The following is a 23,539-nucleotide window of genomic DNA, read 5'->3' on the forward strand; positions in this document are numbered from 1 at the left end:
CACGTGCCTCTAGTCGTCATCGCCCAGTTGTGAGCCTGTGCGCCCCACGAAGGAGCTCGTCATGGACATTCCGGAACGGATCTCGGTCTCGTCGCTAGTACTCGATGAACTCATGCAGGCCGTCGAGCGAGTCAACTTCCTTAATCACGACTCGCATCGCTCCTACCTCCTGGATCCCTGCTGCATGCTGGAGGCCCTGTCGGATGTGTATGCCGCGTCGCTTCACCTTGTGCAGGAAAACGGCCAGTGGGGCACGGAGCTGGCTTCCGGAGCCGCGACCTGATCCACCGCCGATAACGGAGCGGGACAGCGCACGGCGCGGGTGGAACGGCATACGGCGGGCGGGTGGGACCCGCCCGCCGTATGCGGTCTTACTCGTTGCCGTGGACGAGGGCGCCGCTGTCAGGCACTCTGCGACTCCCGTCGACGACGAGCCAGCATCACCAGTCCGAGTCCCGTCATCAGCAGGAGAACCCCGGCGGCCACCAGCGGGACGGCGTTCGCCCCGGTGAACGCGAGCGACGGAGAGTCGGTGAACCCGAGTGACGGAGAGTCGGTGAACCCGAGAGCGGCAGGCCCACCCTCGGTCCCCGTGAGGACGTCGACAGTCGACGGCGGGGAGGTCACGGTGCCGGGCGTCTGGCTGCCAGGCGGTGGCGGAGTCTTTCCCTGGGCCGTCGCCACGTTCCGGACACGACCCGCGTCGACGTCAGCCTGGGTCACGACGTACACACTCGAGGTGCAGTCCATCGCATCCCCCGGAGCCAAGGTCGTCGACGGGCAGGTCACAGACATCCCGAGGTCGGCCAGTCTCCTGTCGTCCACCACAACCGCCTTGAGCGTGGTGTTTCCGGTGTTGCTGACGTGGAACGTGTAGACGATCTCGTCATCGAGAGCGGCCAACGCGTCGTTGTTGGCGTCCTTGGTGAGCTCGGCCGACTTGACCATCGACAGCCCTGGTGCCGCGCCCGGCGTCGGCGTCGTGGTGTCGGACGGATCAGTGACCACCGGCGTCGTGCTCCCGTGCGGCGTACCCGACGCCGTGGCCGAGTTGGCCACCGAACCCTTGTCCACGTCGGCCTGGGTCACGACGTACGCGCTCGAGGAGCACACCATCGTGGCTCCCGGAGCCAGTGGGCCCGAGGGGCAGATCACCGCGACCTCCGGACCGGCCGGCGCCACGAGCTGGTCGTTGACCGACACGTTGTCCATCGTCACGTTCCCGGTGTTCCTGATCGTGAACGAGAACGTGACCTCGTCACCGACACCGGCCAACGCGTCGTTGTTCGCGTCCTTGGTGATCGCGGCCGACTTCACCAGCGCCAAACCCGGCGTGGCGGCGAGAGTGGGCTGGGTGGCCGTGTCCGTCGCGGTGACGTTGGGCCCATCAGGCGGTGTGCCGGTAGCCGTGACGGTGTTGCCGACGTGGCCCGCCTGCGCGTCCTGCGCCGTGATCACGTAGTCAGCGGTGCAGACGATGGTGGCAGCCGGCGCCAGCGTCGCTGGGGCCTCCGGGGTGCACGTAAGGGTCAGTGCCGGGCCGGCGGGCGGCGCGAGCACGTCAGTGACAGAGACACCCGTCAGGGCCGACTGACCGGTGTTGGTCGCCACGATCCGATAGTGGATGACGTCGCCGGCGTCGGTCAGGCCGTCGTCGTTGGTGTCGCTCACCGACGTGATGGACTTGACGACCCCGATCGAGCTTCCCGGCGTGGTGACCGAAGCCGAACAACCCGCCTTTGGCGCTGGCGAGCAGTCCGCATCGACAGTGGGGACGGTCGTCGTCGAACCCGGGGTCGGGTTGGGGCCACCGCCCGGCATGACGGGGATGGTCGTCTCCGCTGCGGGCACGACGGTCGCAGTGTTGACGATGCTGCCAGTGGTTCCGTCGGCGACGACACCGTTCACGGTGAAGGTGATCGTCCCACCGACGTTGATGCGCACCGTGTCGGTGATGTCACCGGCGCCGGTGGCGCTACAGGTGGTTGATCCGGCCGGGGGCAGCGTCGCCGTTCCCGCCGCGGTCACGGCACACGTCCACGAGGGGTTGGTGACCGCTGCCGGAATGGGATCGGTGAAGGTCGCGTCGACCGCGTCACTCGGGCCGTCGTTGTGGACCGTCACCGTGTAGGTGATCGGCTGACCCGGTGTGTACGAGTCCAGGTTCGCGCTCTTGGTGATGGAGAGGTCGACCTCCGGGAGGATGGTCAGCGGTGTCGAACCCGGTGGGTAGAGCCCGACGATGGTCGAGATGTTGTTGGTGCAGTTCGGGATCGGAGCACCGGTCGTGTCAGTGCACCCTGAGTTGTTGTAGACGCCGGGGGTGTCGCTGGTGACCTGCACGGTGATGGTGCAGGAGACCTCCCTCTGCGCCAGGTTCCCAGTGGCGCTGATGCTCCCGCTGGACACGGTGCTGGACGTCAGGTCGCAGGTGCCTCCGACCGGCCCGGAAGCCACGAGCCCGACGGGCAGGTCGTCAGTGAACGACCAGCCGTTCTTGGCCATCAGATCGGTGGTGTTCGTCACCGTGAACGTGAGGGTCGAGGCGCCACCCTGGGTGATCGTCGTGGGCGAGAAGGCCTTGTCGAGCTGCGGGGTGACGTCCACCAGCTGGGGCAGGTCGAAGCCGACGTCGTTGCCGTTGCCCTCGGCCTGCAGGTTCCTCACGCGGATGCCGAGAGTCGGCGTCGCCCCGGTGACCGGCACCTGGAGGGCGCCGGACTGGAGCTTGGCCACGCTGAAGGTGGCACCGTTGACTGAGAAGTCCTGCCGACTGGGGTCAGTACACGCGTCCAAGTTGTTGCCGACGACCGTCGGCACCCCGTTGATGAGGAGGGACAGCTCTTGCACGGCGTGGTTGGAGAAGCAGTTGGTCTCGGCGAAGATCCCCGAGACGGCGTAGAAGTGCCCGGCGATCGTGGGGATGGAGTTGTTCGTGGTCTGGAGCTGGAGGCCGGCTGCCTGCGCTCCGGTGGTGCTGTTGGTGTACTCGCTCAGGATCTGGTTGTCGGCAGACTGGGCGAGCGACATCCCCTGGTAGCGGCCCATGGCGTCGGCCATGTCGCCGAGGATGGTCCAGGCGGAGTTCCGCTCACACTGGTCGTTGTCCGCGACCGCGGGGGTGCCACCGTCCGCAGGCAGCGCGGAGCCCTTGCGCATCACCCAGCCGTTGCATGCATCGGCGCCCGGCGCCCAGGCCGCGTCCGCGGCATACGTCTCGCCGTGAGCCGCCGCGCCGCCGACGTAGGCGCCGATGCGAACCGGGCCGGCGCTGGCGTCCACGGCAGAGAAGTCCTCGCTGTAGAGCAAGGTCCCCGCCTGGGGAACTCCGGGGGCGCCCGGGGCTGCGTTCGCGGGAAGGGCCAGGCCGGCCGCCCCTATCACCGCGACAAGGCTCAGAAGGCCCCCCAAGGCCGTCCCCCGCCGCCCTCTGGTCATTGCACCAATCGGTCCGGTTACATGCCGTACTGCTTTCATGCTGTTCTCCCCCCAGGGTCATCAGATGTCGCTGGGGAGACCACCTCGACGCCCGATCGTGACGCTCACACCCGGCGCAGGTGATGGACGTCACCGTCCTGCGTAAGGCCCCGTCCCGGCGATCCGTCTTGGTGGTGGTCGGTCACCCCCTATGACTGGCCGGCCGGCGGGAATGCCGSCCGAGGCCCCGCGTGAATCCGTTCCCCTGCGGATCACACGGGGCCTCTCACTGCCCTGGCCATAGTGGCGGGAGCTGCCTTATGCGGCACGCCCGGAGAGAAGGTTGCGGACCGACGCCGTCAGCGCCGCGGAGCACCCGCCACGGACCACATACCTCAGCGTCAGGGTGGCGCCGCAGTCGGCCGCGCGCTCCATTCCAGGAATGGAACCAAAAACGGCGAGGGAATGACGGAAGCCCCCATATCTGATCTGCCTGACGTGAATGGCCTCGTGCGCCATGACCATCTTTGTCTTGGCCCAGCCCATACCGGGCTGGATGTAGACCGTGGACCGGGCTTGTCCCCAGCCGTGGAACACCGTCAGGCCCCGCACGTAGCCCTTGGCGTGGGTGCGGGAGTAGTCGATCTTCCAGGTCGCGCTGCCCGCCGGATCCAGGGCCCGCGCCCAGGCCTGGAAGGACTGCTGAGAGGCCGGGGCCGCGGTTTTCGGAGGCGCGCCGGCGCGCTTGGCGCAGGTCACGGTGGTGGAGATCCACTGCCCTTTGCGGAGCTTGAGCCAGCCCTTGGCCATCGGCCCCCTCACTGGTGCACCTCGTCCGAGCCTGGTGACGACCCGGTATGACGTGCCCGGGCCGGAGCGCACGTTTGCCCTGTTAACGCACACCTGCCGCGCTGAAGCGGCGGGTGGGGCCGCGGCATACGTCAACGCCAGCGCCACGTCACCGAGTCGGGATCCGGTGACGTGGCTGACCACGGGTAGCCATTCCCGAGCGCCCGCCCTCGCCGTCGCGGTGGTCGGTGGGTCGACCCACAGCGGCAGGCCGGCTCGGGTCGGTTCGGCCGTCGTTGCCGCCGGGGCTGCCAGCGCAAGTCCCAGGGCGATCGCGCCCATGGCTGCCCTGCAGGTCGACGGGTGGGACGGGCGCACCAGGCGGCCCGAGGAGGGGTGCCACCCAGAATGGCGTGCACCGGTCAAAACTTCATGTGTTCGTCGCGCGAAAAGCATCCGAAGTCACCTCCGCCAATATTGGCGATTTCCCGTAGGAGAGATATTCGAGAACTGTCTTTTAATCGCGGCGCCGCACGTTTCCACTTGCCTGAACGAGCGGGAGAAGAATGCCTCTCAGGCGATCATGAGGATGATTGGCGCCGTCCCCATATAGACCAGTTCCGCCAATTGGGCATTACGACGACACGCCGGGCCGCCGTCCTCTCGGCCAGCTCGAGGCCGCTCAGTACTTCCCGCAGTCGCGACGCCGCTTCACCCGACGCGAGTGGCCAGGCCCCTGGTACCTCACCTGGTCCCACAGCCAGTCGAAGACGCGGCGCATCACCCACACCATCCGACGACCCAGACCTTGCCGGCAGCCGCGTCCACGAACCCCTGCTCGAGCGGCTCGGTGCGGACCGTGGTGGTGTCGAACTGGATGTGCCCGGCCTTGTCCGTCGCCGCGTTCCGCACCGCCACGAGGTCCGTGAGGCGACGCGTCTTGTCGCAGCCCAGAGCAGCGAGCTGTACGTCGATGCTGTTCTGGGCCCACTCACCCATCGCCACGCTGCGGTCCAGCCGGGGGTCGGGTGTGCCGACGAAGGCAGCCTCGCCGTGCCCGCACCACGCCAGCAGCGCCCCAAGGGCAGCACACGTCACCAGCCCATTGAGTAGCTGTCGCATAAGAAAATTACCCCAATCACCCCCGGAACGGGATATTTCTACATCACCGGACGCCGCCGACCAAATACGACGATGACGCTCTGTTCTCGCGGGTGCGGCGGACGGCCTCGTGCGGCGTCTTCGCAGGTCACCGCCTACCGGTCGCCGATCGACCGACCAACCGGCCAGGGACGGTAGGGGACGGTTGGGGACGGTTGGGGACGGTTGGGGACGGTCGGAGGCGGTCACGGAACGGCCGGGATCGGCCGGCATGGCCGTCAACCGTCAACCGTCAACCGACACACTGTCGGGCATCAACCGAAGCCCCCCGCCAAGCATCCGGCGAAGTCATACACGTCAGAGAGAGCCGACGAGGGGACTTGAACCCCTAACCCCTTGTTTACAAGACAAGTGCGCTGCCAATTGCGCCACGCCGGCGTGCCTGCCGCAGCAGACGGCGACGATGGTACCGGCGCGGACGTCCTCGTCGAGAATTCCTGACCACCGCGCGGCAATCAGTCGCAGCGGGTAGGCACTTGTTGCCGCGTGAACGTCACGGATCGCCGCTCAGGCCGGTCAGTGACCACCACAGAGCAACAAGTCGCAAGAGGTCAGCGGGCGTTGAGGTAGCTCTGCAGCGATCGCACGGTGGAGCGGTCGAGGGAGTGCGAGCCGTTCTTCCGGGCGCCGATCTTCGCCTGGAGGGCGGCGACCGTCTTCGGGCCGATGACGCCGTCAGGCGCCGAGCCGACCTTGCGCTGCAACGCCTTCACGTCGGTGCGCGACAGGGTGCCGTTCACCGAACCCCCGACCCAGCGCTCGATGGCCGCGTTCGTCTTGGGCCCGCGGATGCCGTCGACGGCCAGCGCGCCGGCGGGCGACGTGGGAGCCGTGCGCACGGTCGAGCGCGACGCGGCTGTCTGAGTCGTGGTCGAACCGGCGTTGACCGCCCCGCCGTTCGCGCGGGTCAGTCCGGCCCGGGCGCCACAGGTCGGCCAGGCACCGGGCCCCTGCGAGGCGAGGACCTTCTGGGCGATGGAGATCTGCTGGGCCTTGGAGGCGCGGTTCGCGGTCGCGGCATAGCGCTCGCCGCCGAAGGCGTCCCAGGTGCGGTCGGAGAACTGCAGGCCGCCGTAGTAGCCGTTGCCCGTGTTGATGGACCAGTTCCCACCGCTCTCACACGCGGCGACCCGGTCCCACACGGTCGACGCCGCCGAGGCGGAGGTCGCGGTCGCCATGCCTCCCGCCACGGTGGCGACACCGGCGACGGCGACACCGGTGACCCGACGGCGGACGGGGTTGAGCTTCCGAGCAGAGTGCTTCGGGGCATAGAACATGGCGGGGGGAGTTCCTCTCCTGACCGGCGCCTGCGGGGTGAGCTGTCGGGTTCGGGCTGTCAGGTGCCCGGTCGGCCGGAGCCGACTTCACCCCAAGGCCACCGTGGTGGCCGGATTGGGTCCCCCGTCCTCGTCTGCCCGGAGATCTTCCGGCAAGACATCCACCTGACGAGGCTCGGCGCGGTGGATGTGCATGGCTGATTGGGTATGCCGTGTGCAGTTGTGAGAGCGCGTTTGCGCAGGTTGTCCACCGTAGAGGCCACCGCCCCCAGCGACAAGCAATTCGGACAGATTGACGGGGCCCGCCGCCCGGCAGTCGATCGGCGCCGGTCCCTGGGCGCGTGCCTCCGTGCCCGTCGGCGCCCGGACACCACCGGGACGGGCTGGTCGGTCAGCGCCGACGGGCCCGTCGCTTCTGGACCATGCGGTGGTCGAACGGCGCGGCCATGAACTCCCCGAGCACGCTGCCGGCCGCGATGGCGAGCAGCACCGCCATCGCCCCGAGCAGGGTCGTCAGCCCGCCCTGGAGCGACAGTGTCCCGGAGTTCGCCGACGAGCCGTTCACCATCTCGTAGAGCCCCCGGAAGATGGCCAGACCCGGCAGCAGCCCGTAGGACGCCGGCACGACCAGCACCATCGCCGGCGCGCCCATGCGCAGGGCGAGCAGTCGGCCGGCGCACCCCAGCACGATGGCGGCGCTTCCGGCCGCCGCCAGCTGGCCGAGCCCGTCGACGCGGGACACCACGAGCGACACGGCGACTCCGACGGCGCAGAGCAGTCCACAGGGGATCACCAGCAGTCGCCGGCTCCGCAGCGACACCGCTCCGGCGACCCCGACGACGAACGCGCCCACCACGGCCAGCACCACGGGGGCGTCCAGGGCCCGCGTCGCCATGATCGAGGGAGAGGCGAGCTCGAGGTCGAAGGCGCTCGTCAGCGCCAGGGTGAGGGACAGGCCCGTGGCCACCCCCAGGATGATGCCGGCCGTCGTCAGGAAGACGGCGAACATCCGGCCGGCGCCCGTGACCGAGTAGCCCGAGATCGCGTCCTCGAACGCGGAGGCGACGGTTCGACCCGGCAGCAGCACGGTGATCCCACCGGCCACGATGAAGGCGAAGTCGGACGACGACACGGGCAGCCACCCGGCCGCGCCGAGGCTGAAGGCGCCCCACGCGATCGTCGTCGCCAGGAAGCCGCCGATGGCGCACTGGTAGAAGTCGGGCAGGCCGCCGCGCCCCAGCACGCGCGCGGCATACCCCACCAGGAGGGCCGAGATCCCCGCGACCACGGCAGCGACGAAACCGGCGCCGAGCATGACGGCGATGGCAGCGGCGAGCAGGCCGAGTGAACCCCGTACCGCCCACTTGGGCCAGAACCGCGGTGCCCGGCGGATCTCGCGCAGCTGCTCAGCGGCCGCCTCGCGGTCGTAGGACCCGGCGACGAGGTTTTCCACGAACTCGTGCACCGCAGTCAGCCGGTCGAAGTCGCGGGTCGACGAGCGGACGACCCGCAGCATGGTGATGGGCGCCCCGGAGCCGGAGGAACACTGGATCAGCAGCGACTGGAGCGTGATGTCGATCTCGAGGTTGTCCAGCCCTGCGGCAGCGGCCACCGCCACCACGGACGACTCGACCTGCGGAGCGTCCGCACCGCAGCGCAGCATCAGCTCACCGACACGCAGCGCCAGGTCGAGGGATGCCCTGGCCTCACGCTCCTCGGCCGCCGCCTGGAGCACGCGCGGGTTGCGGTAGGGCGTGTGCCGCAGGCTCTCGATCATCGGCAGCGTCTCGGTGAGCTCCTCCCCCCGCCAGATCCGGCTCTGGCGCAGCACCGGACGGCGCTTGGTGGGCCGTGCTGCCGCCCCTCCACCCGACGTGCCGGGACCCGACGTGCCGGGACCCGACGTGCCGGGACCCGACGTGCCAGGACCCGACGTGCCAGGACCCGACGTGCCCTCGATGCCCTCGGTCATGCGGTGAGGCCGACGCCGGACAGCAGCCCCGACGGCGCCTGGGTGGGCCACCACTGGGGAACACCGGCGTGCTGCAGGCTCCACAGGGCGAGCCCGCCTGCCGCGACCAGCAGCAGGACCACCAGCGCCTGGGTCGCCCGCTCCCCGGGGCTGACTCCTCGGATGATGCTGCGAGTGCCGCGACGCAGACCCGACCCACCGGGACCCCACCACGCCATCAGGGCCGCCACCAGCGCGCCCACAGCCAAAGGCGCCGAGGAGTTCGGGTGCGGCGAGCCGCTGTTGACGGCGACGGTGGCCAGGGCGGTGCTGAAGACCGCACAGATCCCCACGACGAGCGGCAGGATCGCGCTGACCACGGTCGCGAGTGCGCCCACGACGAGGTGCCATGGGCTGGCGACGACGGCCAGCGGCATGTCGGAGCGGCGGCGACCGCGATGGTGTCGACGCAGGACGAGCGAGGTCACGGACCGGTCTGCGGTGCGGGCCGCCCACGACCAGAGCACGGCGACCACGGCGGCCACCACGGGGAAACCCGCAGCCGCTGCGACGATGACCGTGAGCAGGGCCAGCAAGGTGCCGGTGCGCGCCGGGCGACCGATGCGCGGGTCGGGTTCGCCGACCTCGCCCTCCCAGGCCGCCTGCCACTCCGACACCTCGCCCTCGGGCTCGCCCCAGGGCACGAGGTCCTGTTCGGGCTCCGGAGCCCACTGCTCGGCCGCCCATTCGGGTTCGATGGGCAGGGCGACGGGCGTGGCGGCGACCGCGGGACGTTCCCACGGGGCGGTGGGACGGTGCTCCAACACCTGGGTATGCCGCGGCGGCGTCGTGAGCGCCTCGGTCACCGGTTGCCCCGTGGCGTAGCGCTCCAGCGCGTTGACGACCTCGTCGGCGTCGGGGCGCTGGCGCGGCTGCGGTGACAGCGCGGCATACAGGAGCGGGGCGAGGCGCGGGTCGACTCCGGTGAGGTCCGCCTCGCCACGACTGACCCGCGTCAGGACCACGTCCATCGGTCCGCGGCCGAAGGGCGGGGCGCCGCTGGCGGCGTAGGCGAGGGTGGCGGCCCAGCCCCACCAGTCGGTGGCCTCGGTGACGGGCGCACCCTCGACTACTTCGGGAGACAGGTAGCCCGGCGTCCCCATGACCAGCCCGGTCATGGTGATCCGGACGTCGTCGGCGACGTGCGCGATGCCGAAGTCGATCAGCACCGGGTCACCGTCGAGGAGCAGCACGTTGCCGGGCTTGAGGTCGCGGTGGATGACGTCGGCGGCGTGGATGGCGTGGAGGGCATCGGCGAGCCCACGGCCCAGCCGGAGCAGGTCGCCGCCACGGATCGGGCCGGACTCCTTCACCACGTCGTCCAGGGCGGGGCCCGGGACATAACGGGTCACGAGGTAGGGCCGGTCGCCGTCGAGGTCGGCGTCGATCACGGCCGCGACGCGGTGGTCGTCGATGCGACGCAGTACCTGCACCTCGCGCGCCAGGCGGGTGCGGGCGTCGCGGTCGTGCGCCACGTGCGGGCGCAGCAGCTTGAGCGCCACGGCGCGGCCACTGGGGTCGAGCGCCAGGTGGACGACGCCCATGCCGCCCTCACCGAGCTGCTGGATGAGGCGGTAGGGGCCGATCCGGAGGCCGTCGGACGCGGCGGGCCGACCGTTGCTGCCCTCCATCGCCTCGGTCGTCATCCCCCCACGTCCTGCGTCGTCATCCCCCTACGGTACGTGAGTGACCCCTGTGAACCGGGTGAGGTTACTGCTGGATGTAGCCAACAAGTTGGTCACGCTCGGACTGGAGCTCGTCGATCCGGTGCTTGACGATGTCGCCGATGCTGACGATCGCGTGCAGCTTGCCGTCGACGACGACCGGCACGTGGCGGATGCGCATCTCGGTCATGGTGCGGGCCAGCTCATCGATCTGGACATCAGGCCCGCACGTCTGCACGTCGGCCGTCATGATCGAGCCCACGGGCGCCAGGAGCACGGCGGCGCCGTCACTGTGCAGGTGGCGCACGACGTCGCGCTCGCTGACGATGCCGGTCACGCTGTCACCGTCGTCACTCACGACGAGGGCACCGATGCGGTGCTCAGCGAGCAGGTCGAGCAACCGTTCCACGGTCTCTTCGGAGCGGATGGTGACCACTTGGCCACCCTTGCGTCGCACGACATCCGAGATCCTCATGCTCAGACGGTAGACCGCTGGGAGGGTCACCGCTAGGGGAAGTCCACGCACGCGGCATACCCGCATCGCACCTCCCACGACCGACGCTTCCCGCAACCTGAGCGCCCTCTGGGGTGCTCAGGTTGCGGGAGGGCCGGGTGGGACTCGGTATGCCGCCTGGTCGGCTCGCGACATAGGGTTGCCACTGCAACTACACCGTGGAGTTGATTTCCTGTGCCTCGCAGCCAGCAGCAGTTCGACCTGGTCATTGCCGCCAACCGATTGCCCGTGGACCGGGTCGTGGGCGCCGACGGGGAGGAGTCCTGGCGGACCAGCCCGGGCGGTCTGGTGACCGCCATGGAGTCGGTCATGCGTGGCCGCGACGGCGCCTGGGTCGGCTGGGCCGGTGAGGCCGGCGATGCCCCCGCACCGTTCGTCGAGGACGACATGTACCTGCGGCCGGTGGCGCTGTCCGAGGACGAGGTCGCCCACTACTACGAGGGCTTCAGCAACGACACGCTCTGGCCGATCTACCACGACGTCATCGTCCCGGCGACGTTCCACCGGTACTGGTTCACCGCCTACGAGACGGTCAACCGCCGGTTCGCCGAGGCGATCTGCGAGGTTGCCGCGAAGGGCGCGACCGTGTGGGTCCACGACTACCAGCTCCAGCTCGTGCCCGCGATGGTGCGCGAGCTGCGTCCGGACGTGCGGATCGGCTGGTTCGACCACATCCCGTTCCCGCCGGTCGAGCTGTTCGCCCAGCTGCCGTGGCGACGGGCCGTGCTCGAGGGACTGCTGGGGGCCGACTACCTGGGGTTCCAGCGGGTCGCCGACGCCCAGAACTTCGTCCGCGCCTGCCGGCAGCTGCTGGGACTGCCCACCAAGGGCGACACGGTCTCGGTCTCGCGCGCCGAGGACAGCCGGCGGGTGCGGGCCAGCGCCGTCCCGATCTCCATCGACTACGTCGGGCTCGAGGCCGTGGCCAAGCAGCCCGAGACGATGCAGCGCGCCAAGGAGATCCGCGAGTCGCTCGGCAACCCCCGGACCCTGCTCCTCGGCGTGGACCGACTCGACTACACCAAGGGGATCAGCCACCGGATCAAGGCCTACGGGGAGCTCCTCGAGGAGGGTCAGGTCTCGCCGCCCAACGAGGTCTTCGTGCAGGTGGCCACGCCGAGCCGCGAACGGGTGGCCGCCTATCGCGAGCTGCGACACGAGATCGAGGGCGAGGTCGGACGCCTCAACGGAGAGCACAGTCGCATCGGCGCGCCCGCGGTCCAGTACCTCCACCACTCCTACCCCCGCCAGGAGATGGCGGCGCTGTTCCTCGCGGCCGACGTGGTCCTCGTGACCCCACTGCGCGACGGCATGAACCTCGTCGCCAAGGAGTACGTCACCTGCCGGTACGACGAGGGCGGCGCGCTGGTGCTCTCGGAGTTCACCGGGGCCTTCCATGAGCTGCACCAGGCGTTCGTCTGCAACCCGCACGACATCGAGGGCCTGAAGCAGACGATCATGCGGGCCATCGAGACGCCGGAGAAGGAGAAGCGGCGCCTGATGCGCGCGATGCGGCGCCGCGTCGCCGACCACGACGTGCAGCGGTGGGCGTCCCGCTTCCTCGAAGCCCTCGAGGTGGCACCCGACCGACCGCAGCGCACGACCAAGGAGCAGAAGGCCGACGACGAGCACGCCACGGCCGACCGCAAGGCGCGCGACCTGCACCAGGCCGAGGACTCCACCCCGTGACCCTGACGCCCGCGTTGACGGCGGCGATCGACGAATTCGCCGTGGCACCAACGGTGCTCGTCGCGTCCGACTTCGACGGAGTGCTCGCACCCCTCGTCCACGACCCGATGGCGTCTCGAGCGTTGCCGGGCACGATCGAGAGCCTGGAAGGGCTGGCGGCCCTTCCTTCCACGTATGCCGCGGTGGTGTCCGGGCGCGACCTGGAGACGTTGACCCTGCTCACCGGTCTGGGCGACAGCGCGGTGACCCGGATCGGCAGCCACGGCGCGGAGACCAGCTCAATAGGCACTGATGGACTGACCGCCGACCAGCAGTTGGCACTCCACCGGGTCACGGACGACCTGAAGGACCTGTGCGGCAGCCTGCCCCCCGGCGCCGGGCTGGAGTTCAAGCCGACCGCCGTGGTTCTGCACACCCGCCGGATGGCCGATGCGTCCGCCGCCCGCGAAGCGGAAGCGGCGGCGCTCGAGGTGACGACGCGGCATACCGGACTGCACGTGCTGCACGGCAAGCACGTGGTGGAGGTGAGCGTGGTGCGGGCCGACAAGGGTTCCGCCCTGGTGGCCCTGCGCGACGAGGTGGGCGCGGACGTGGTCGCCTATTTCGGCGACGACGTGACCGACGAGGACGCGTTCCGGGCGCTCGGGCCCGACGACCTGACCGTCAAGGTCGGTCCGGGCGAGACGGCTGCGCGGTTCCGCGTGGACTCCCCCGAGGACGCCGCCGAGGCCCTGCGCCTGGTGTTCGAGCGACGCTCGGGGCGGTAGCTGGGCGTCGCCTCTGACCACCCTGTGGATGGCACTGGGCGTGGTGGCGTCTGTTTGCCTAGACTCGCGTGCGATCGGGTAGCGGGGGGCTGCCGAAGGGGAGATCGACCGTGGGTCCTGTGCGTCTGTATGCCGCGTGCGCGCTTGGGGCGGCGCTGGCCTTGGCGGGGTGCACGAGTGGGGGCGACGACCCGCCGGCGAGCAGTTCGACGTCGTCGCGGAGTTCGACGACGAGTTCGCCGTCGAGTGGCACGACTGGTTTGGGCACGACGACAAGTCCGCCGACCCCGACGGTGGACCTCCCGGCGGCGGCGCGAGCCCACACCCCTGAAGGCGCCGAAGCCTTCGCACGCTTCTTCCTCGAGCAGACTGCCCTTGCGTGGAGCAAGCCCGATGCCAGCCTGATCCCGCCCCTCAGCGACCCGGGCTGCTTGTCCTGCAAGGATCTGCAAAAGACAGCCGCGGAACTGGTGGCGAAGGGGCGGCGGTACCGGTCGAGTCCAGTCAGCATCCAGTCCGTCGATGCCGTCGGGGGGTTCGAGGACCAGACCCACGTCCACGTGCAGATGATCCAAAAGAAGGTGGATGTCATCGACTCCAACGGCGCAGTCGTCCTGACGGATCCGTACCAAAAGCTCACGCGCACGGTGGCACTCTTGTGGAGGGGGGATCAGTGGATTCTGTACGACATCGCCTAGACCGGGTCGGCCTTCTGTGTTTGATACTGATCGTCGCAGGTGCCCTTCCCGCGTCCGCGACGTATGGGGGTGGCACAACCAAGGGCGGAGCGCGAGTGAACGCCTTGGATCGAGAGGAGCTGCGGCAGATCAAGGCGGTGGCAGCCGCGGCCAAGGCTGCCAAGACTGCGACTCTGTACGAGTACGGCTCCGTCGCAAACTGTGGGACCAACACTCCCGACTCCGCGCACCCGGACGACCTGTGCACGCCCGCAGCGAAGTACTGCGCGGGCAACACCGAACAGCAGGGGCTGGGGCCGAGCGTCCGCCTGTTCCGCCGCGAGGTCGACGCATCGGGCCGGCCCAAGACTGCGTGGGAACAGTACGGAATCACGTGTATCCCCGAGGGGGCTCCCGGCGCGCGACCGATCGTGACGATGGCGATGGTGCTGGCGGCGTTCCACGACACCGCGTTCGCGAAGCCGACGCTCGAAGTCCAGCCCAAGGGCAACGTGACCCTCGTGACCCTGCCGACGTACTTCGAGACCCGGTGGCCCCAGAGTGGGTACCAACCGGGAGAGGTCGACCAGGTGGACCCGGCGCGGATGGCCGGCTTCCGGGTGGAGATCAGGCCGAGGGCCAAGAGCATCACCTACGTCTACGGCGACGGCACGACGAGTGGTCCGACGACATCCCTGGGTGGTCCGTACCCGGAGGGCGACATCACCAAGTCGTACCCGCAGGCCGGGGACTTCACCGTTCGGGCCGATGCCACCTACACCGGTGAGTTCCGCGTCAACGGCGGTGAGTGGATCGACATCCCCGGTGACGTGACGATCCAGGGCACGCCCGAGACCCTGACCGTCAAGACCGCCAAGGCGAGGCTCTACACCCGCTGACCGTCGCCCCCTCCCCGACTTGTTGCGCTCAGATCGTCACCGACCCCGCGAATCAGCGGGCCCGTGACCACCAGGAGGCAACAAGTGCCCCCCTCCCCGACTTGTTGCGCCCAGATCGTCACCGACCCCGCGAATCAGCGGGCCCGTGACCACCAGGAGGCAACAAGTCGCGCAGGCAAGCCGGTGTCAGCGGGTTGGCGCGGCACCGGTCGAGGCACGCACCACGAGCTCGGGCCGGAAGACGTACTCGGCTCGCGGCGACGGCTCACCGGCGATCTCGTCGAGCAGGGCCCGCACGGCCGCCTCGGCCATCGCCTGGACGCTCTGGCGCACAGTAGTCAGTGGCGGGTCCGTGAAAGCGATGAGGGGCGAGTCGTCGTAGCCCACCACCGAGAAGTCCGCCGGCACCTGCTTGCCCACCCGCCGTGCCGCCCGGATCGCGCCCAGCGCCATCAGGTCGGAGCCGCAGACGACAGCCGTGCAGCCCTTCTCGATCAGCCTGGCCCCGGCGGTGTCGCCACCCTCGACCGAGAACATGGTCCGCTCGATGAGCTCGTCGACGTCGTCGCGACCGAGCAGGTTCTTCATCGAGGCACGGAACCCGTCGATCTTGCGGATGACCGGCACGAACCGCTCCGGCCCGACGGCCAGCCCGATCTGGGTGTGGCCGAGCTGGACGAGGTGGGTCAGCGCCAGCTCCATCGAGGCGACGTCGTCGTTGGAGATGAACGGCGCGTCGATGCCCTCGCAGTAGCCGTTGACGAGCACGATCGGCAGCTCCCGCTCGCGCAGGCTGGTGTACCGCTCGGGATCGGTGGTGACGTCGGCGTGCTGGCCCGAGACGTAGATGATCCCCGCGACGCCGCGATCCAGCAGCATCTGCACGTACTCGTCCTCATGCACCCCACCGGGGGTCTGGGTGCACAGCACCGGCGTGAACTGGTGCCGGGCCAGCGCCGTCTCGATGATCTGCGCGAACGCCGGGAAGATCGGGTTGGTCAGTTCAGGCACAATCAGCCCGACGAGGTCGGCGGTCTTGCGCCGCAGCCGCGACGGCCGGTCGTACCCGAGGATGTCCAGCGAGGTCAGCACGGCCTCGCGGGTGGATTCGGCGACCCCGGGCTTGCCGTTGAGCACCCTGCTGACGGTCGCCTCGCTGACATCGGCGTGCGCCGCGATGTCAGCCAGTCTCGCCTTCATGCCGCGACGTTAGCAAGAAGTTGCAGGGCTGGCCGCCGACACCCTGCAAGAAATTTCAGGTATGCCGCGGGCGCGCCGCGKGCGCGCCGACGCCCCGCGGCATACCCATCGCTTTGCGCAAACGTTTCCACTCCGGCGCCCACCGGCCGGACCAACACTGGCGCAACGCCCCCCGCTGGGCCAGACTGAGCCCACCGCGGACACCGACGTCAGCGGCAGCACCACCCTTTACAACGGATCGTCCGGCACGTTCCTGCCGGTGAAGGAGAGGCAACGTAGCCATGGCAACAGTCAAGTTCGACGAGGCAACCCGGCTCTACCCGGGCAATGACAAGCCCTCGGTTGACAAGCTCAACATCGACATCGAGGACGGCGAGTTCCTCGTCCTGGTCGGTCCCTCCGGATGTGGCAAGTCCACCTCCCTGCGCATGCTCGCGGGCCTCGAAGAGGTCAACGCCGGCAAGATCTGGATCGGCGACCGCGACGTCACCAACCTGTCCCCCAAGGACCGCGACGTCGCGATGGTCTTCCAGAACTACGCGCTCTACCCGCACATGACGGTTGCCGACAACATGGGCTTCGCGCTCAAGATCGCCGGCGTCGACAAGGGCGAGATCCGCAAGCGCGTCGAAGAGGCCGCCAAGATCCTCGACCTCGAGCAGTACCTCGAGCGCAAGCCGAAGGCCCTCTCCGGTGGCCAGCGCCAGCGCGTCGCGATGGGCCGCGCGATCGTGCGCTCCCCCCAGGTGTTCCTCATGGACGAGCCGCTGTCCAACCTCGACGCCAAGCTCCGCGTCCAGACGCGCACCCAGATCGCCTCGCTGCAGCGTCGGCTCGGCGTCACCACGGTCTACGTCACCCACGACCAGGTCGAGGCCATGACGATGGGTGACCGTGTTGCGGTGCTCAAGGACGGCCTCCTCATGCAGTGCGACACCCCGCGCCGCATGTACGACCACCCGAACAACGTCTTCGTCGCCGGCTTCATCGGCTCGCCGGCCATGAACCTGCTCGACGTCGATGTCGCTGACGGCGGCGTCAAGGTCAGTGGCAGCGTCATGCCGGTCGACCGCGACATCCTCGCGAAGGCGCACGGCAAGTCCATCACGATGGGCGTGCGGCCCGAGGACCTCGAGCTGACCACCGACACCGGCGGCGGCATCCCCGTCACGGTCGACGTGGTCGAGGAGCTCGGCGCGGACGCCTACATCTACGGCTCCGCCAAGGTGCACCAGCACATGGAGGCCGACGACGACAGCGACGCCCCCGAGCGTCCGTTCATCGCCCGGGTCGACGGCCGCAAGCCCCCGAAGAAGGGCGAGACCGTCTACCTCTCCCCCAAGCAGGGCCACCTGCACCTCTTCGACGCCGAGAACGGCCTCCGGCTCGAAGCCTGACCGCCCCCAGGCGACAGACCGAAGCGGCAGCCCAGTCAGGTATGCCGTGTGGCCGGTTCCCGTTCACGGGAGCCGGCCACACCGGTTTCTGCCCCGAGGATTCACCGCCCCAGGCGTGGATCTCACCTCTTGTGGAACCTTGTTGACGCTGCCCACGACACCAGAGCGAGGCTGAGGACGTGGCACTCCAGATCACTGCGGCACGACCTGACCCGGCCCTGCTCGACCTCCCGTGGGAGCTCCCCTTGGAGACCTGGCCGGAGGAGCACCTCGCCGCACTGCCCCGCGGCATCTCGCGGCATGTGGTGCGGTTCGTCAAGCTGTCCGGACGGGTCCTGGCCGTCAAGGAGATCAAGGCCGACATCGCGGCGCGCGAGTACCAGATGCTCAGGATGCTGGGAAGGCTCGACCTGCCCTGCGTGGTGCCGTTCGGCGTCGTCAGCGGACGCGAGGCCACCGACGGCGAACCCCTCGACGCCTGCCTCATCACCCGGCACCTCCAGTTCTCGCTGCCCTACCGCGCCCTGTTCAGCCAGTCGCTGCGCCCTGACACCTCGACCCGGCTGATCGACGCGTTGGCGGTGCTGTTGGTCCGACTGCACCTCGTCGGCTTCTGGTGGGGCGACGTGTCGCTGTCCAACACGCTGTTCCGGCGCGATGCCGGCGCGTTCGCGGCATACCTTGTCGACGCGGAGACCGGTGAGCTGCACCAGACCCTGACCGCGGGGCAGCGCGAGCACGACCTCGACATCGCCCGCGTGAACATCGCCGGTGAGCTGATGGACCTCGAGGCCGGCGGTTTCCTCGAGGCCGGGGTCGACCCGGTCGACACGTCCAACCGCATCGTCACCCGCTACGCCGACCTGTGGAACGAGCTCACCGGCCTCGAGCGGTTCGAGAGTGGGGACCGGTGGCGCGTCGACGAGCGGATCCGCCGCCTGAACGAGCTCGGCTTCGACGTCGACGAGCTCGCGATCTCCACCGACATCGGCGGCACCACGATCCAGATCCAGCCCAAGGTCGTCGACGCCGGTCACCACTCGCGGCGCCTGCTGCGGCTCACCGGCCTCGACGTCGAGGAGAACCAGGCGCGCCGGCTGCTCAACGACCTCGACTCCTACCGCGCCGACACCGACCGTCAGAACGACGACGAGGAGATCGTCGCGCACGACTGGCTCGCCAGGATCTACGAACCCATCACCCGCGCAGTCCCGCGCGACCTGGCCGGCAAGCTCGAACCCGCCGAGCTGTTCCACGAGGTCCTCGAACACCGGTGGTACCTCTCCGAGCGGGCCGGTCACGACATGCCGATCGAGGACGCGATCCGCGACTACGTGTCGACGGTGCTGCCGAGCAAACCCGACGAGGCGACCGTGGTGGGCGTCGACACGGTCGAGATGCCGGTGGTGGCGATGTTCGCCGACACCGCCGACGACGACCCGCGGCCTTCTCCTCGGCACCAGGCCTAGCAACGCTAGGGTGACGGCGCCCGCACGATCAACGACGTGCGCCGATCCGCAGGGGGACCCGTGGCCGACCAGCCGAACCAGCCAACCGCTCCACAGCCAGCCGCTCCACAGCCGACCCAACAGGCCGAGCCCGCCCAGCCGACCCAGCCACCGGCGCAGCCGTGGACCCAGGCACCCGCCTACGGCGCACCGCCCGGGTATGCCGCCCCCACGGCATACCGGGTCGGCTCACCCTGGGGGCCGCTCGCCGGCTGGGGCACCCGGGTCGCGGCGTACCTCATCGACGGCCTCGTCCAGCTCATCGGCGTGGTGCCGTACATCGTGGGCGTGGTCCTGTTCGTTGTCGGCGCCCCGGACTCCGGGGGCTACGACGGCAGGTACTCGGACTACGCACCGCCCAAGGAAGGCAACACCGGCCTGATGGTCGCCGGGGGACTGCTCGTGCTGGCGGGTCTGGCGCTCATGATCGGCCTCCAGATCTGGAACCGTGCCTTCAGGCAAGGACGCACCGGGCAGAGCATCGGCAAGAAGGTGATGGGCGTCAGGCTGGTCGACGAGGGCACTGGGCAGCCGATCGGCGCCGGGATGGCCTTCGTGCGCGACCTGGCCCACGCCCTCGACGGGTTCGCCTACGTCGGCTACCTCTGGCCGCTGTGGGACGACAAGCGACAGACGTTCGCCGACAAGATCCTCAGCACGGTCGTCGTCGAGGTGCCCAAGGGCTGACTGGGCTGATTGCGTGCCCCAACGCTGACTGACCTGTCCAGGGCCCTGTGCCTCCAGACCATGGACACGTGCAACCAGGGTGTGCGTGCTGGCTGGGGGTCAGGAACCGTTGCTGATGGCTGCGACCACCACGACGAAGAACAGCCACACGAGGGCGCCGGCCACCGCGGCGATCGCCGACCACATCGCGAACTTCTTGGCCTTGGCCGAGGCGTCTGCTGCCCCGGCGACGTCGCCCGCCTGCCACTTGCTGTTGACCTGGGCGGCGTAGACGATGGAGACGACGCCGAGCGGCAGGCAGCACAGAACGGTGGACAGGATCGCCCACACCAGGTAGTTCGGCGGCGGGGTGCCACCCACTCCAGCAGGGTTGTAGCTGGCCGCGGGCGGCGGAGGCGGCGGGGTGCCATAGTCGGACATGCGCGGGTCCCTTCGGGTCTGCGGCGCCGCTCCCCCCAATGGGCGCGGCAGGGCGAAACGCTAGCGGACGCAACCCGAGTCGCGCCGGGAGTCAGCCAGGGTGCGCCCAAATGGATGGGACTGCTGGCGCGCTCAGGCTGGCGACAGCCAGGTCCAGCCGGGGAGGTTGCGCAGCACCCAGAACGCGAGCACGACGGTGAGCAGCACGTACAGGAGCGCTGGAGGCGCCACCCAGGTCCGCGGCAGCCCGCGCCACAGCCGCCGGGCCCAGAGGACGAAGCCGACCAGAAGGCCGCCAGCGGCGAGCACCATCAAGGGATTGCGGGCCACCGCGCCGGCGAGGTCGCCGTGCGCGAGGTCGTGCAGGGCGCGCAGCGAGCCGCACCCCGGGCAGTAGTAGCCGGTCACCATCAGGAAGGGGCAGGTCGGGTAGTGACCCGACTCGTTGGGGTCGACTGCCGCGACCAGGGTGGTTGCGGCCACCGCTGCGCCCAGGACCAGACCAGGCACCCGCAGCGCCCCGCGCCCCCGTGCGGAGACGGGTGGTGCGGGGCGCTGCGGTACGGCTGTCATTGTTGCCTCGGAGGCCGAGACCTACTTGTTCAGGTTCGGCAGGACGAACGCGAAGTAGAGGCCGTTGACCACGACGCCGACGACGGCCGCGATCATGGCGAAGCGCTTCGCCTTCTCGGACGAGGCCTGGGCGCCGGCGACATCACCGGAGGCGTACTTGCCGTTGACCTGGGCCGCGAAGACGATCGAGGCAATGCCCAGCGGGAGGCAGCAGAAGATCGTGGACAGGATGGCCCACACGAGGTAGTTCGGCGGCGGCGTCCCCCCGGCGGTCGGCTGGTTGTAGCCGGGCGCGGGCGGCGGCGGAGGCGGCGGGGTGCCGTAGTCAGACATGCGGTTGATCCCTTCGAAGTTTCGAGCGCCGCTCCCCCATGGGCGCGACAGGGCGAAACGCTAGCGGATACGTCCCGTTTCGTGTGGTCAGATCGCCCTGCGCCGCGCAACTTCGTACAGGGCGACTCCCGTCGCGATGCCTGCGTTCAGCGACTCGACGGCCGACGACATGGGGATCGACACGATCTGGTCGCAGTTCTCCCTCACCAGGCGGGACAGGCCCTTGCCCTCCGACCCGGTCACGATGACGATCGGCTCGGTGGCGAGCTCGAGGTCGGGCAGCTGGACGTCGCCCTCCATGTCGAGCCCGAGGATGAAGAAACCCGCCTTGCGGTACTCCTCCAGCGCGCGCGTCAGGTTGGCGGCCAGGGCCACCGGGACGCGCGCCGCAGCACCGGCCGACGTCTTCCAGGCGCTGGCCGTCATGCCGACCGAGCGACGCTCGGGCACGACCACGCCGTGGCCGCCGAAGGCCGCCACCGAGCGGATGATGGCGCCCAGGTTGCGGGGGTCGGTGATCCCGTCGAGGGCAACCACGAGAGGTATGCCGGGTGCTTGCGGATCGATGAAGTCGCTGGGGTGCGCGTACTCGTACGGCGGGACCTGCAGGGCCAGGCCCTGGTGCACCGCACCGTCGGTGAGCCGGTCCAGCTCGCCGCGCGGGGTCTCGAGGATTGCGATCCCCTTGGCGGTGGCTGTCTTGAGGGCCTCGCGGACGCGGTCGTCGGAGTCGATCCGGCCGGCGACGTACATCGTCGTCACCGGCACGTCGGCACGCAGCGCCTCGACGACCGAGTTGCGACCGGCCACGATCTCGCTGGAGGCCTTCCCCCGGCGGGAGCCACCTCGGCTCGCGCTGGGGCGGGCACCCGGCTTGGACCCCCCCGCTCGCTTCTCCGCGGCGGAGGCCATCCGGTTGGCCTTGTGCTTGGGCCGCTCCTCGGCCTTCGGCGTCGGCCCTCGGCCCTCGAGGCCGCGACGGCGTTGACCGCCGGAACCGACCTGCGGTCCCTTCTTCGACGCGCCCTTGCGAACGGCGCCGCGTCGCTGGGAGTTGCCAGCCATGGGTGTTCCTCTCAGCTCTCGCGGCGGGCGAGCGACCAGTTCGCTCCCGACGCCGTGTCTTCGATGGCGATGCCGGCCGCGCCCAGCTGGTCGCGGATCGCGTCCGCTGTGGCGAAGTCGCGCGCAGCCCGGGCCGCGGCCCGGGCGTCCAGCTGAACTCGCACCAGCGCATCGAGCGCGTCCTGCGCATCGCCGGCACCGGTGTCGCTGCCGCCGCCCCAGTGCCGGTCGAGCGGGTTGATACCGAGCAGGTCGGTCATGGCCACGACGGCACCGAACGCCGTCGCCAGCGCCTCGTCGTCGCCGTCGTCGATGGCGGTGTTGCCCGCCCGGACGGTGTCGTGGACCACGGCGAGCGCGCCCGAGACGTTCAGGTCGTCGTCCATCGCCGCGGCATACGCCTCGGGCACGGTGGTGTGGTCCGGCTCCGTGGACGTGGCCTCGGGCAGGGCCCGCAAGGCGCGGACGAGGAAGCCCTCGATGCGCTCGACGGCAGCCTCGGCCTCGCGCAGCGAGCCCTCGTGGTACTCGATCGTGGAGCGGTAGTGGGCCGCCGTGAGGTAGTAGCGCAGCGCCAGCGGGCGGGCGACCTTGATGACCTCGGAGACGATCAGGCTGTTGCCGAGCGACTTGCTCATCTTCTCGCCGCCCACGGTGACCCAGGCGTTGTGCAGCCAGTAGGTCGCGAAGCCGAGGCCGGCGGCGTGCGACTGGGCCTGCTCGTTCTCGTGGTGCGGGAACCGCAGGTCGACGCCGCCACCGTGGATGTCGAAGGCGTCGCCGAGGTACTTGCGCGCCATGGCGGAGCACTCGAGGTGCCAGCCCGGGCGCCCGGTGCCGAACGGCGTGGCCCAGGACGCGGTGACCGGCTCGGACTCCTTGCGTCCCTTCCAGAGGGCGAAGTCACGGGGGTCTCGCTTGCCCCGCGGGTCGGCGTCCTCCGCGGCCTCCATGTCGTCGATCTTCTGGTGGGTCAGCGAGCCGTAGTCGGGGAAGCTCTTGACGTCGAAGTAGACGTCGCCACTCTCGTCGGTCGCGGCATAGGCGTGGCCCTTGTCGACCAGGGTCTCCATCAGGGCGACCATCTCGGGGATGTGGCCGGTGGCTCGCGGCTCGTAGGTCGGGGCCAGCACCCCCAACGAGTCGAGGGCTGCGGCCGTCGCGACCTCGTTGCGGTAGGACAGGGCGAACCACTGCTCCCCCGCGGCGGCGGACTTGGCGAGGATCTTGTCGTCGATGTCGGTGACGTTGCGGACCAGGGTGACGTCGTAGCCGTGGCGACCCTCGAGCCACCGGCGCAGCACGTCGAACGCCACGGCGAACCGCACGTGACCGATGTGGGGTGCTCCCTGGGTCGTCAGCCCGCAGATGTAGATGCCCACCCGACCGGGAACCAGAGGGGTGAAGTCGCGCAGCTCGCGCGCGGCGGTGTCGTACAGGCGAAGACTCACGCGGGCAAGGCTACCTGCGAGCGGCGGTGAGCCCGAACCG

The 23,539-nt window shown here is 69.6% G+C and carries 22 protein-coding genes, 1 tRNA gene and 1 riboswitch; of the genes, 9 read left to right on the plus strand and 14 right to left on the minus strand.

What is annotated here, in order from left to right; all coding sequences use genetic code 11:
• The first annotated feature begins 61 nt into the window (after positions 1 to 61).
• Positions 62 to 283, plus strand: coding sequence for a hypothetical protein (locus AC1DYG_RS03535; protein ID WP_477638520.1), 222 nt, complete (start codon positions 62 to 64; stop codon positions 281 to 283).
• Between the two features lie 119 nt (positions 284 to 402).
• On the opposite strand, the gene AC1DYG_RS03540 is transcribed toward AC1DYG_RS03535, so the two are convergent.
• The 8 genes from AC1DYG_RS03540 to AC1DYG_RS03575 all read right to left on the minus strand — a co-directional run bounded on the left by AC1DYG_RS03540 (position 403) and on the right by AC1DYG_RS03575 (position 10,794).
• Positions 403 to 3,384 (minus strand): DUF7507 domain-containing protein, encoded by a 2,982-nt coding sequence (locus AC1DYG_RS03540; RefSeq protein ID WP_477638521.1) that lies wholly within the window; start codon positions 3,382 to 3,384, stop codon positions 403 to 405.
• 351 nt (positions 3,385 to 3,735) lie between these two features.
• Entirely contained in the window at positions 3,736 to 4,548 is an 813-nt protein-coding gene (locus AC1DYG_RS03545) for an SH3 domain-containing protein (protein ID WP_477638522.1), read from the minus strand.
• A 438-nt stretch (positions 4,549 to 4,986) separates the two neighbouring features.
• Entirely contained in the window at positions 4,987 to 5,304 is a 318-nt protein-coding gene (locus AC1DYG_RS03550) for a hypothetical protein (RefSeq protein WP_477638523.1), read from the minus strand.
• Positions 5,305 to 5,672: 368 nt separating this feature from the next.
• A tRNA-Thr gene (locus AC1DYG_RS03555) sits at positions 5,673 to 5,745 on the minus strand.
• Positions 5,746 to 5,918: 173 nt separating this feature from the next.
• Complete coding sequence (locus AC1DYG_RS03560) at positions 5,919 to 6,644, minus strand: transglycosylase family protein (protein ID WP_477638524.1); 726 nt, start codon at positions 6,642 to 6,644, stop codon at positions 5,919 to 5,921.
• 12 nt (positions 6,645 to 6,656) lie between these two features.
• A riboswitch (cyclic di-AMP (ydaO/yuaA leader) is annotated at positions 6,657 to 6,809 on the minus strand.
• 226 nt (positions 6,810 to 7,035) lie between these two features.
• Positions 7,036 to 8,616, minus strand: a complete 1,581-nt coding sequence (locus tag AC1DYG_RS03565; protein ID WP_477638525.1) for a threonine/serine exporter family protein — start codon at positions 8,614 to 8,616, stop codon at positions 7,036 to 7,038.
• Entirely contained in the window at positions 8,613 to 10,301 is a 1,689-nt protein-coding gene (locus AC1DYG_RS03570; protein WP_477638526.1) for a serine/threonine-protein kinase, read from the minus strand. Before AC1DYG_RS03570 ends, AC1DYG_RS03565 begins: the two co-directional genes overlap by 4 nt.
• A 64-nt stretch (positions 10,302 to 10,365) precedes the next feature.
• Complete coding sequence (locus AC1DYG_RS03575) at positions 10,366 to 10,794, minus strand: CBS domain-containing protein (RefSeq protein WP_477638527.1); 429 nt, start codon at positions 10,792 to 10,794, stop codon at positions 10,366 to 10,368.
• A gap of 213 nt (positions 10,795 to 11,007) precedes the next feature.
• On the opposite strand from AC1DYG_RS03575, the gene AC1DYG_RS03580 reads away from it, so the two are divergent.
• The 5 genes from AC1DYG_RS03580 (at position 11,008) to AC1DYG_RS03600 (ending at position 14,865) form a co-directional block, all read left to right on the plus strand.
• Positions 11,008 to 12,522, plus strand: coding sequence for an alpha,alpha-trehalose-phosphate synthase (UDP-forming) (locus AC1DYG_RS03580; RefSeq protein ID WP_477638528.1), 1,515 nt, complete (start codon positions 11,008 to 11,010; stop codon positions 12,520 to 12,522).
• Positions 12,519 to 13,289 (plus strand): trehalose-phosphatase, encoded by a 771-nt coding sequence (otsB, locus tag AC1DYG_RS03585; protein ID WP_477638529.1) that lies wholly within the window; start codon positions 12,519 to 12,521, stop codon positions 13,287 to 13,289. The genes AC1DYG_RS03580 and otsB overlap by 4 nt, the downstream gene beginning before the upstream one ends.
• A 169-nt stretch (positions 13,290 to 13,458) precedes the next feature.
• Positions 13,459 to 13,620, plus strand: a complete 162-nt coding sequence (locus tag AC1DYG_RS03590; RefSeq protein ID WP_477638530.1) for a hypothetical protein — start codon at positions 13,459 to 13,461, stop codon at positions 13,618 to 13,620.
• Entirely contained in the window at positions 13,583 to 13,987 is a 405-nt protein-coding gene (locus AC1DYG_RS03595) for a DUF6318 family protein (protein WP_477638531.1), read from the plus strand. The genes AC1DYG_RS03590 and AC1DYG_RS03595 overlap by 38 nt, the downstream gene beginning before the upstream one ends.
• Before the next feature lie 95 nt (positions 13,988 to 14,082).
• Positions 14,083 to 14,865, plus strand: a complete 783-nt coding sequence (locus AC1DYG_RS03600; protein ID WP_477638532.1) for a hypothetical protein — start codon at positions 14,083 to 14,085, stop codon at positions 14,863 to 14,865.
• 186 nt (positions 14,866 to 15,051) lie between these two features.
• On the opposite strand, the gene AC1DYG_RS03605 is transcribed toward AC1DYG_RS03600, so the two are convergent.
• Positions 15,052 to 16,065, minus strand: coding sequence for a LacI family DNA-binding transcriptional regulator (locus AC1DYG_RS03605; protein ID WP_477638533.1), 1,014 nt, complete (start codon positions 16,063 to 16,065; stop codon positions 15,052 to 15,054).
• Positions 16,066 to 16,346: 281 nt separating this feature from the next.
• On the opposite strand from AC1DYG_RS03605, the gene AC1DYG_RS03610 reads away from it, so the two are divergent.
• From AC1DYG_RS03610 to AC1DYG_RS03620, 3 genes are all read left to right on the plus strand, one after another.
• On the plus strand, positions 16,347 to 17,462 hold the full coding sequence (locus AC1DYG_RS03610; RefSeq protein WP_477638534.1) for an ABC transporter ATP-binding protein: 1,116 nt from the start codon (positions 16,347 to 16,349) through the stop codon (positions 17,460 to 17,462).
• Between the two features lie 179 nt (positions 17,463 to 17,641).
• Positions 17,642 to 18,931: a DUF4032 domain-containing protein gene (locus AC1DYG_RS03615; protein WP_477638535.1), complete on the plus strand. Its 1,290-nt coding sequence runs from the start codon at positions 17,642 to 17,644 to the stop codon at positions 18,929 to 18,931.
• A 60-nt stretch (positions 18,932 to 18,991) separates the two neighbouring features.
• The gene (locus AC1DYG_RS03620; protein WP_477638536.1) at positions 18,992 to 19,657 is read left to right on the plus strand and encodes an RDD family protein; all 666 of its coding nucleotides are present in this window, start codon (positions 18,992 to 18,994) and stop codon (positions 19,655 to 19,657) included.
• A gap of 99 nt (positions 19,658 to 19,756) precedes the next feature.
• Here the strand turns inward: AC1DYG_RS03620 and AC1DYG_RS03625 are convergent, their stop codons facing one another.
• From AC1DYG_RS03625 to cysS, 5 genes are all read right to left on the minus strand, one after another.
• Positions 19,757 to 20,077 carry a CD225/dispanin family protein gene (locus tag AC1DYG_RS03625; RefSeq protein WP_477638537.1) on the minus strand — a complete coding sequence of 107 codons (321 nt, stop codon included), beginning with the start codon at positions 20,075 to 20,077 and terminating at the stop codon, positions 19,757 to 19,759.
• Between the two features lie 132 nt (positions 20,078 to 20,209).
• Positions 20,210 to 20,650 (minus strand): DUF2752 domain-containing protein, encoded by a 441-nt coding sequence (locus AC1DYG_RS03630; protein WP_477638538.1) that lies wholly within the window; start codon positions 20,648 to 20,650, stop codon positions 20,210 to 20,212.
• 21 nt (positions 20,651 to 20,671) lie between these two features.
• Positions 20,672 to 20,983: a CD225/dispanin family protein gene (locus AC1DYG_RS03635; protein ID WP_477638539.1), complete on the minus strand. Its 312-nt coding sequence runs from the start codon at positions 20,981 to 20,983 to the stop codon at positions 20,672 to 20,674.
• Between the two features lie 87 nt (positions 20,984 to 21,070).
• On the minus strand, positions 21,071 to 22,048 hold the full coding sequence (rlmB, locus tag AC1DYG_RS03640) for a 23S rRNA (guanosine(2251)-2'-O)-methyltransferase RlmB (RefSeq protein WP_477638540.1): 978 nt from the start codon (positions 22,046 to 22,048) through the stop codon (positions 21,071 to 21,073).
• 11 nt (positions 22,049 to 22,059) lie between these two features.
• Entirely contained in the window at positions 22,060 to 23,499 is a 1,440-nt protein-coding gene (gene cysS / locus AC1DYG_RS03645; RefSeq protein WP_477638541.1) for a cysteine--tRNA ligase, read from the minus strand.
• Positions 23,500 to 23,539 lie beyond the last annotated feature (40 nt).

The sequence above is a fragment of the Pedococcus sp. P1_H8 genome, assembly GCF_056405175.1.

What these genes read in the sequence shown, in the direction of transcription:
- AC1DYG_RS03560 (WP_477638524.1), bottom strand. Translation starts at nt 6,644, where the DNA reads ATGTTCTATGCCCCGAAGCACTCTGCTCGGAAGCTCAACCCCGTCCGC.
- AC1DYG_RS03630 (WP_477638538.1), bottom strand. Translation starts at nt 20,650, where the DNA reads ATGACAGCCGTACCGCAGCGCCCCGCACCACCCGTCTCCGCACGGGGG.
- AC1DYG_RS03570 (WP_477638526.1), bottom strand. Translation starts at nt 10,301, where the DNA reads ATGACGACCGAGGCGATGGAGGGCAGCAACGGTCGGCCCGCCGCGTCC.
- AC1DYG_RS03545 (WP_477638522.1), bottom strand. Translation starts at nt 4,548, where the DNA reads ATGGGCGCGATCGCCCTGGGACTTGCGCTGGCAGCCCCGGCGGCAACG.
- AC1DYG_RS03535 (WP_477638520.1), top strand. Translation starts at nt 62, where the DNA reads ATGGACATTCCGGAACGGATCTCGGTCTCGTCGCTAGTACTCGATGAA.
- AC1DYG_RS03610 (WP_477638534.1), top strand. Translation starts at nt 16,347, where the DNA reads ATGGCAACAGTCAAGTTCGACGAGGCAACCCGGCTCTACCCGGGCAAT.
- AC1DYG_RS03565 (WP_477638525.1), bottom strand. Translation starts at nt 8,616, where the DNA reads ATGACCGAGGGCATCGAGGGCACGTCGGGTCCTGGCACGTCGGGTCCT.
- AC1DYG_RS03575 (WP_477638527.1), bottom strand. Translation starts at nt 10,794, where the DNA reads ATGAGGATCTCGGATGTCGTGCGACGCAAGGGTGGCCAAGTGGTCACC.
- AC1DYG_RS03635 (WP_477638539.1), bottom strand. Translation starts at nt 20,983, where the DNA reads ATGTCTGACTACGGCACCCCGCCGCCTCCGCCGCCGCCCGCGCCCGGC.
- AC1DYG_RS03605 (WP_477638533.1), bottom strand. Translation starts at nt 16,065, where the DNA reads ATGAAGGCGAGACTGGCTGACATCGCGGCGCACGCCGATGTCAGCGAG.
- AC1DYG_RS03625 (WP_477638537.1), bottom strand. Translation starts at nt 20,077, where the DNA reads ATGTCCGACTATGGCACCCCGCCGCCTCCGCCGCCCGCGGCCAGCTAC.
- rlmB (WP_477638540.1), bottom strand. Translation starts at nt 22,048, where the DNA reads ATGGCTGGCAACTCCCAGCGACGCGGCGCCGTTCGCAAGGGCGCGTCG.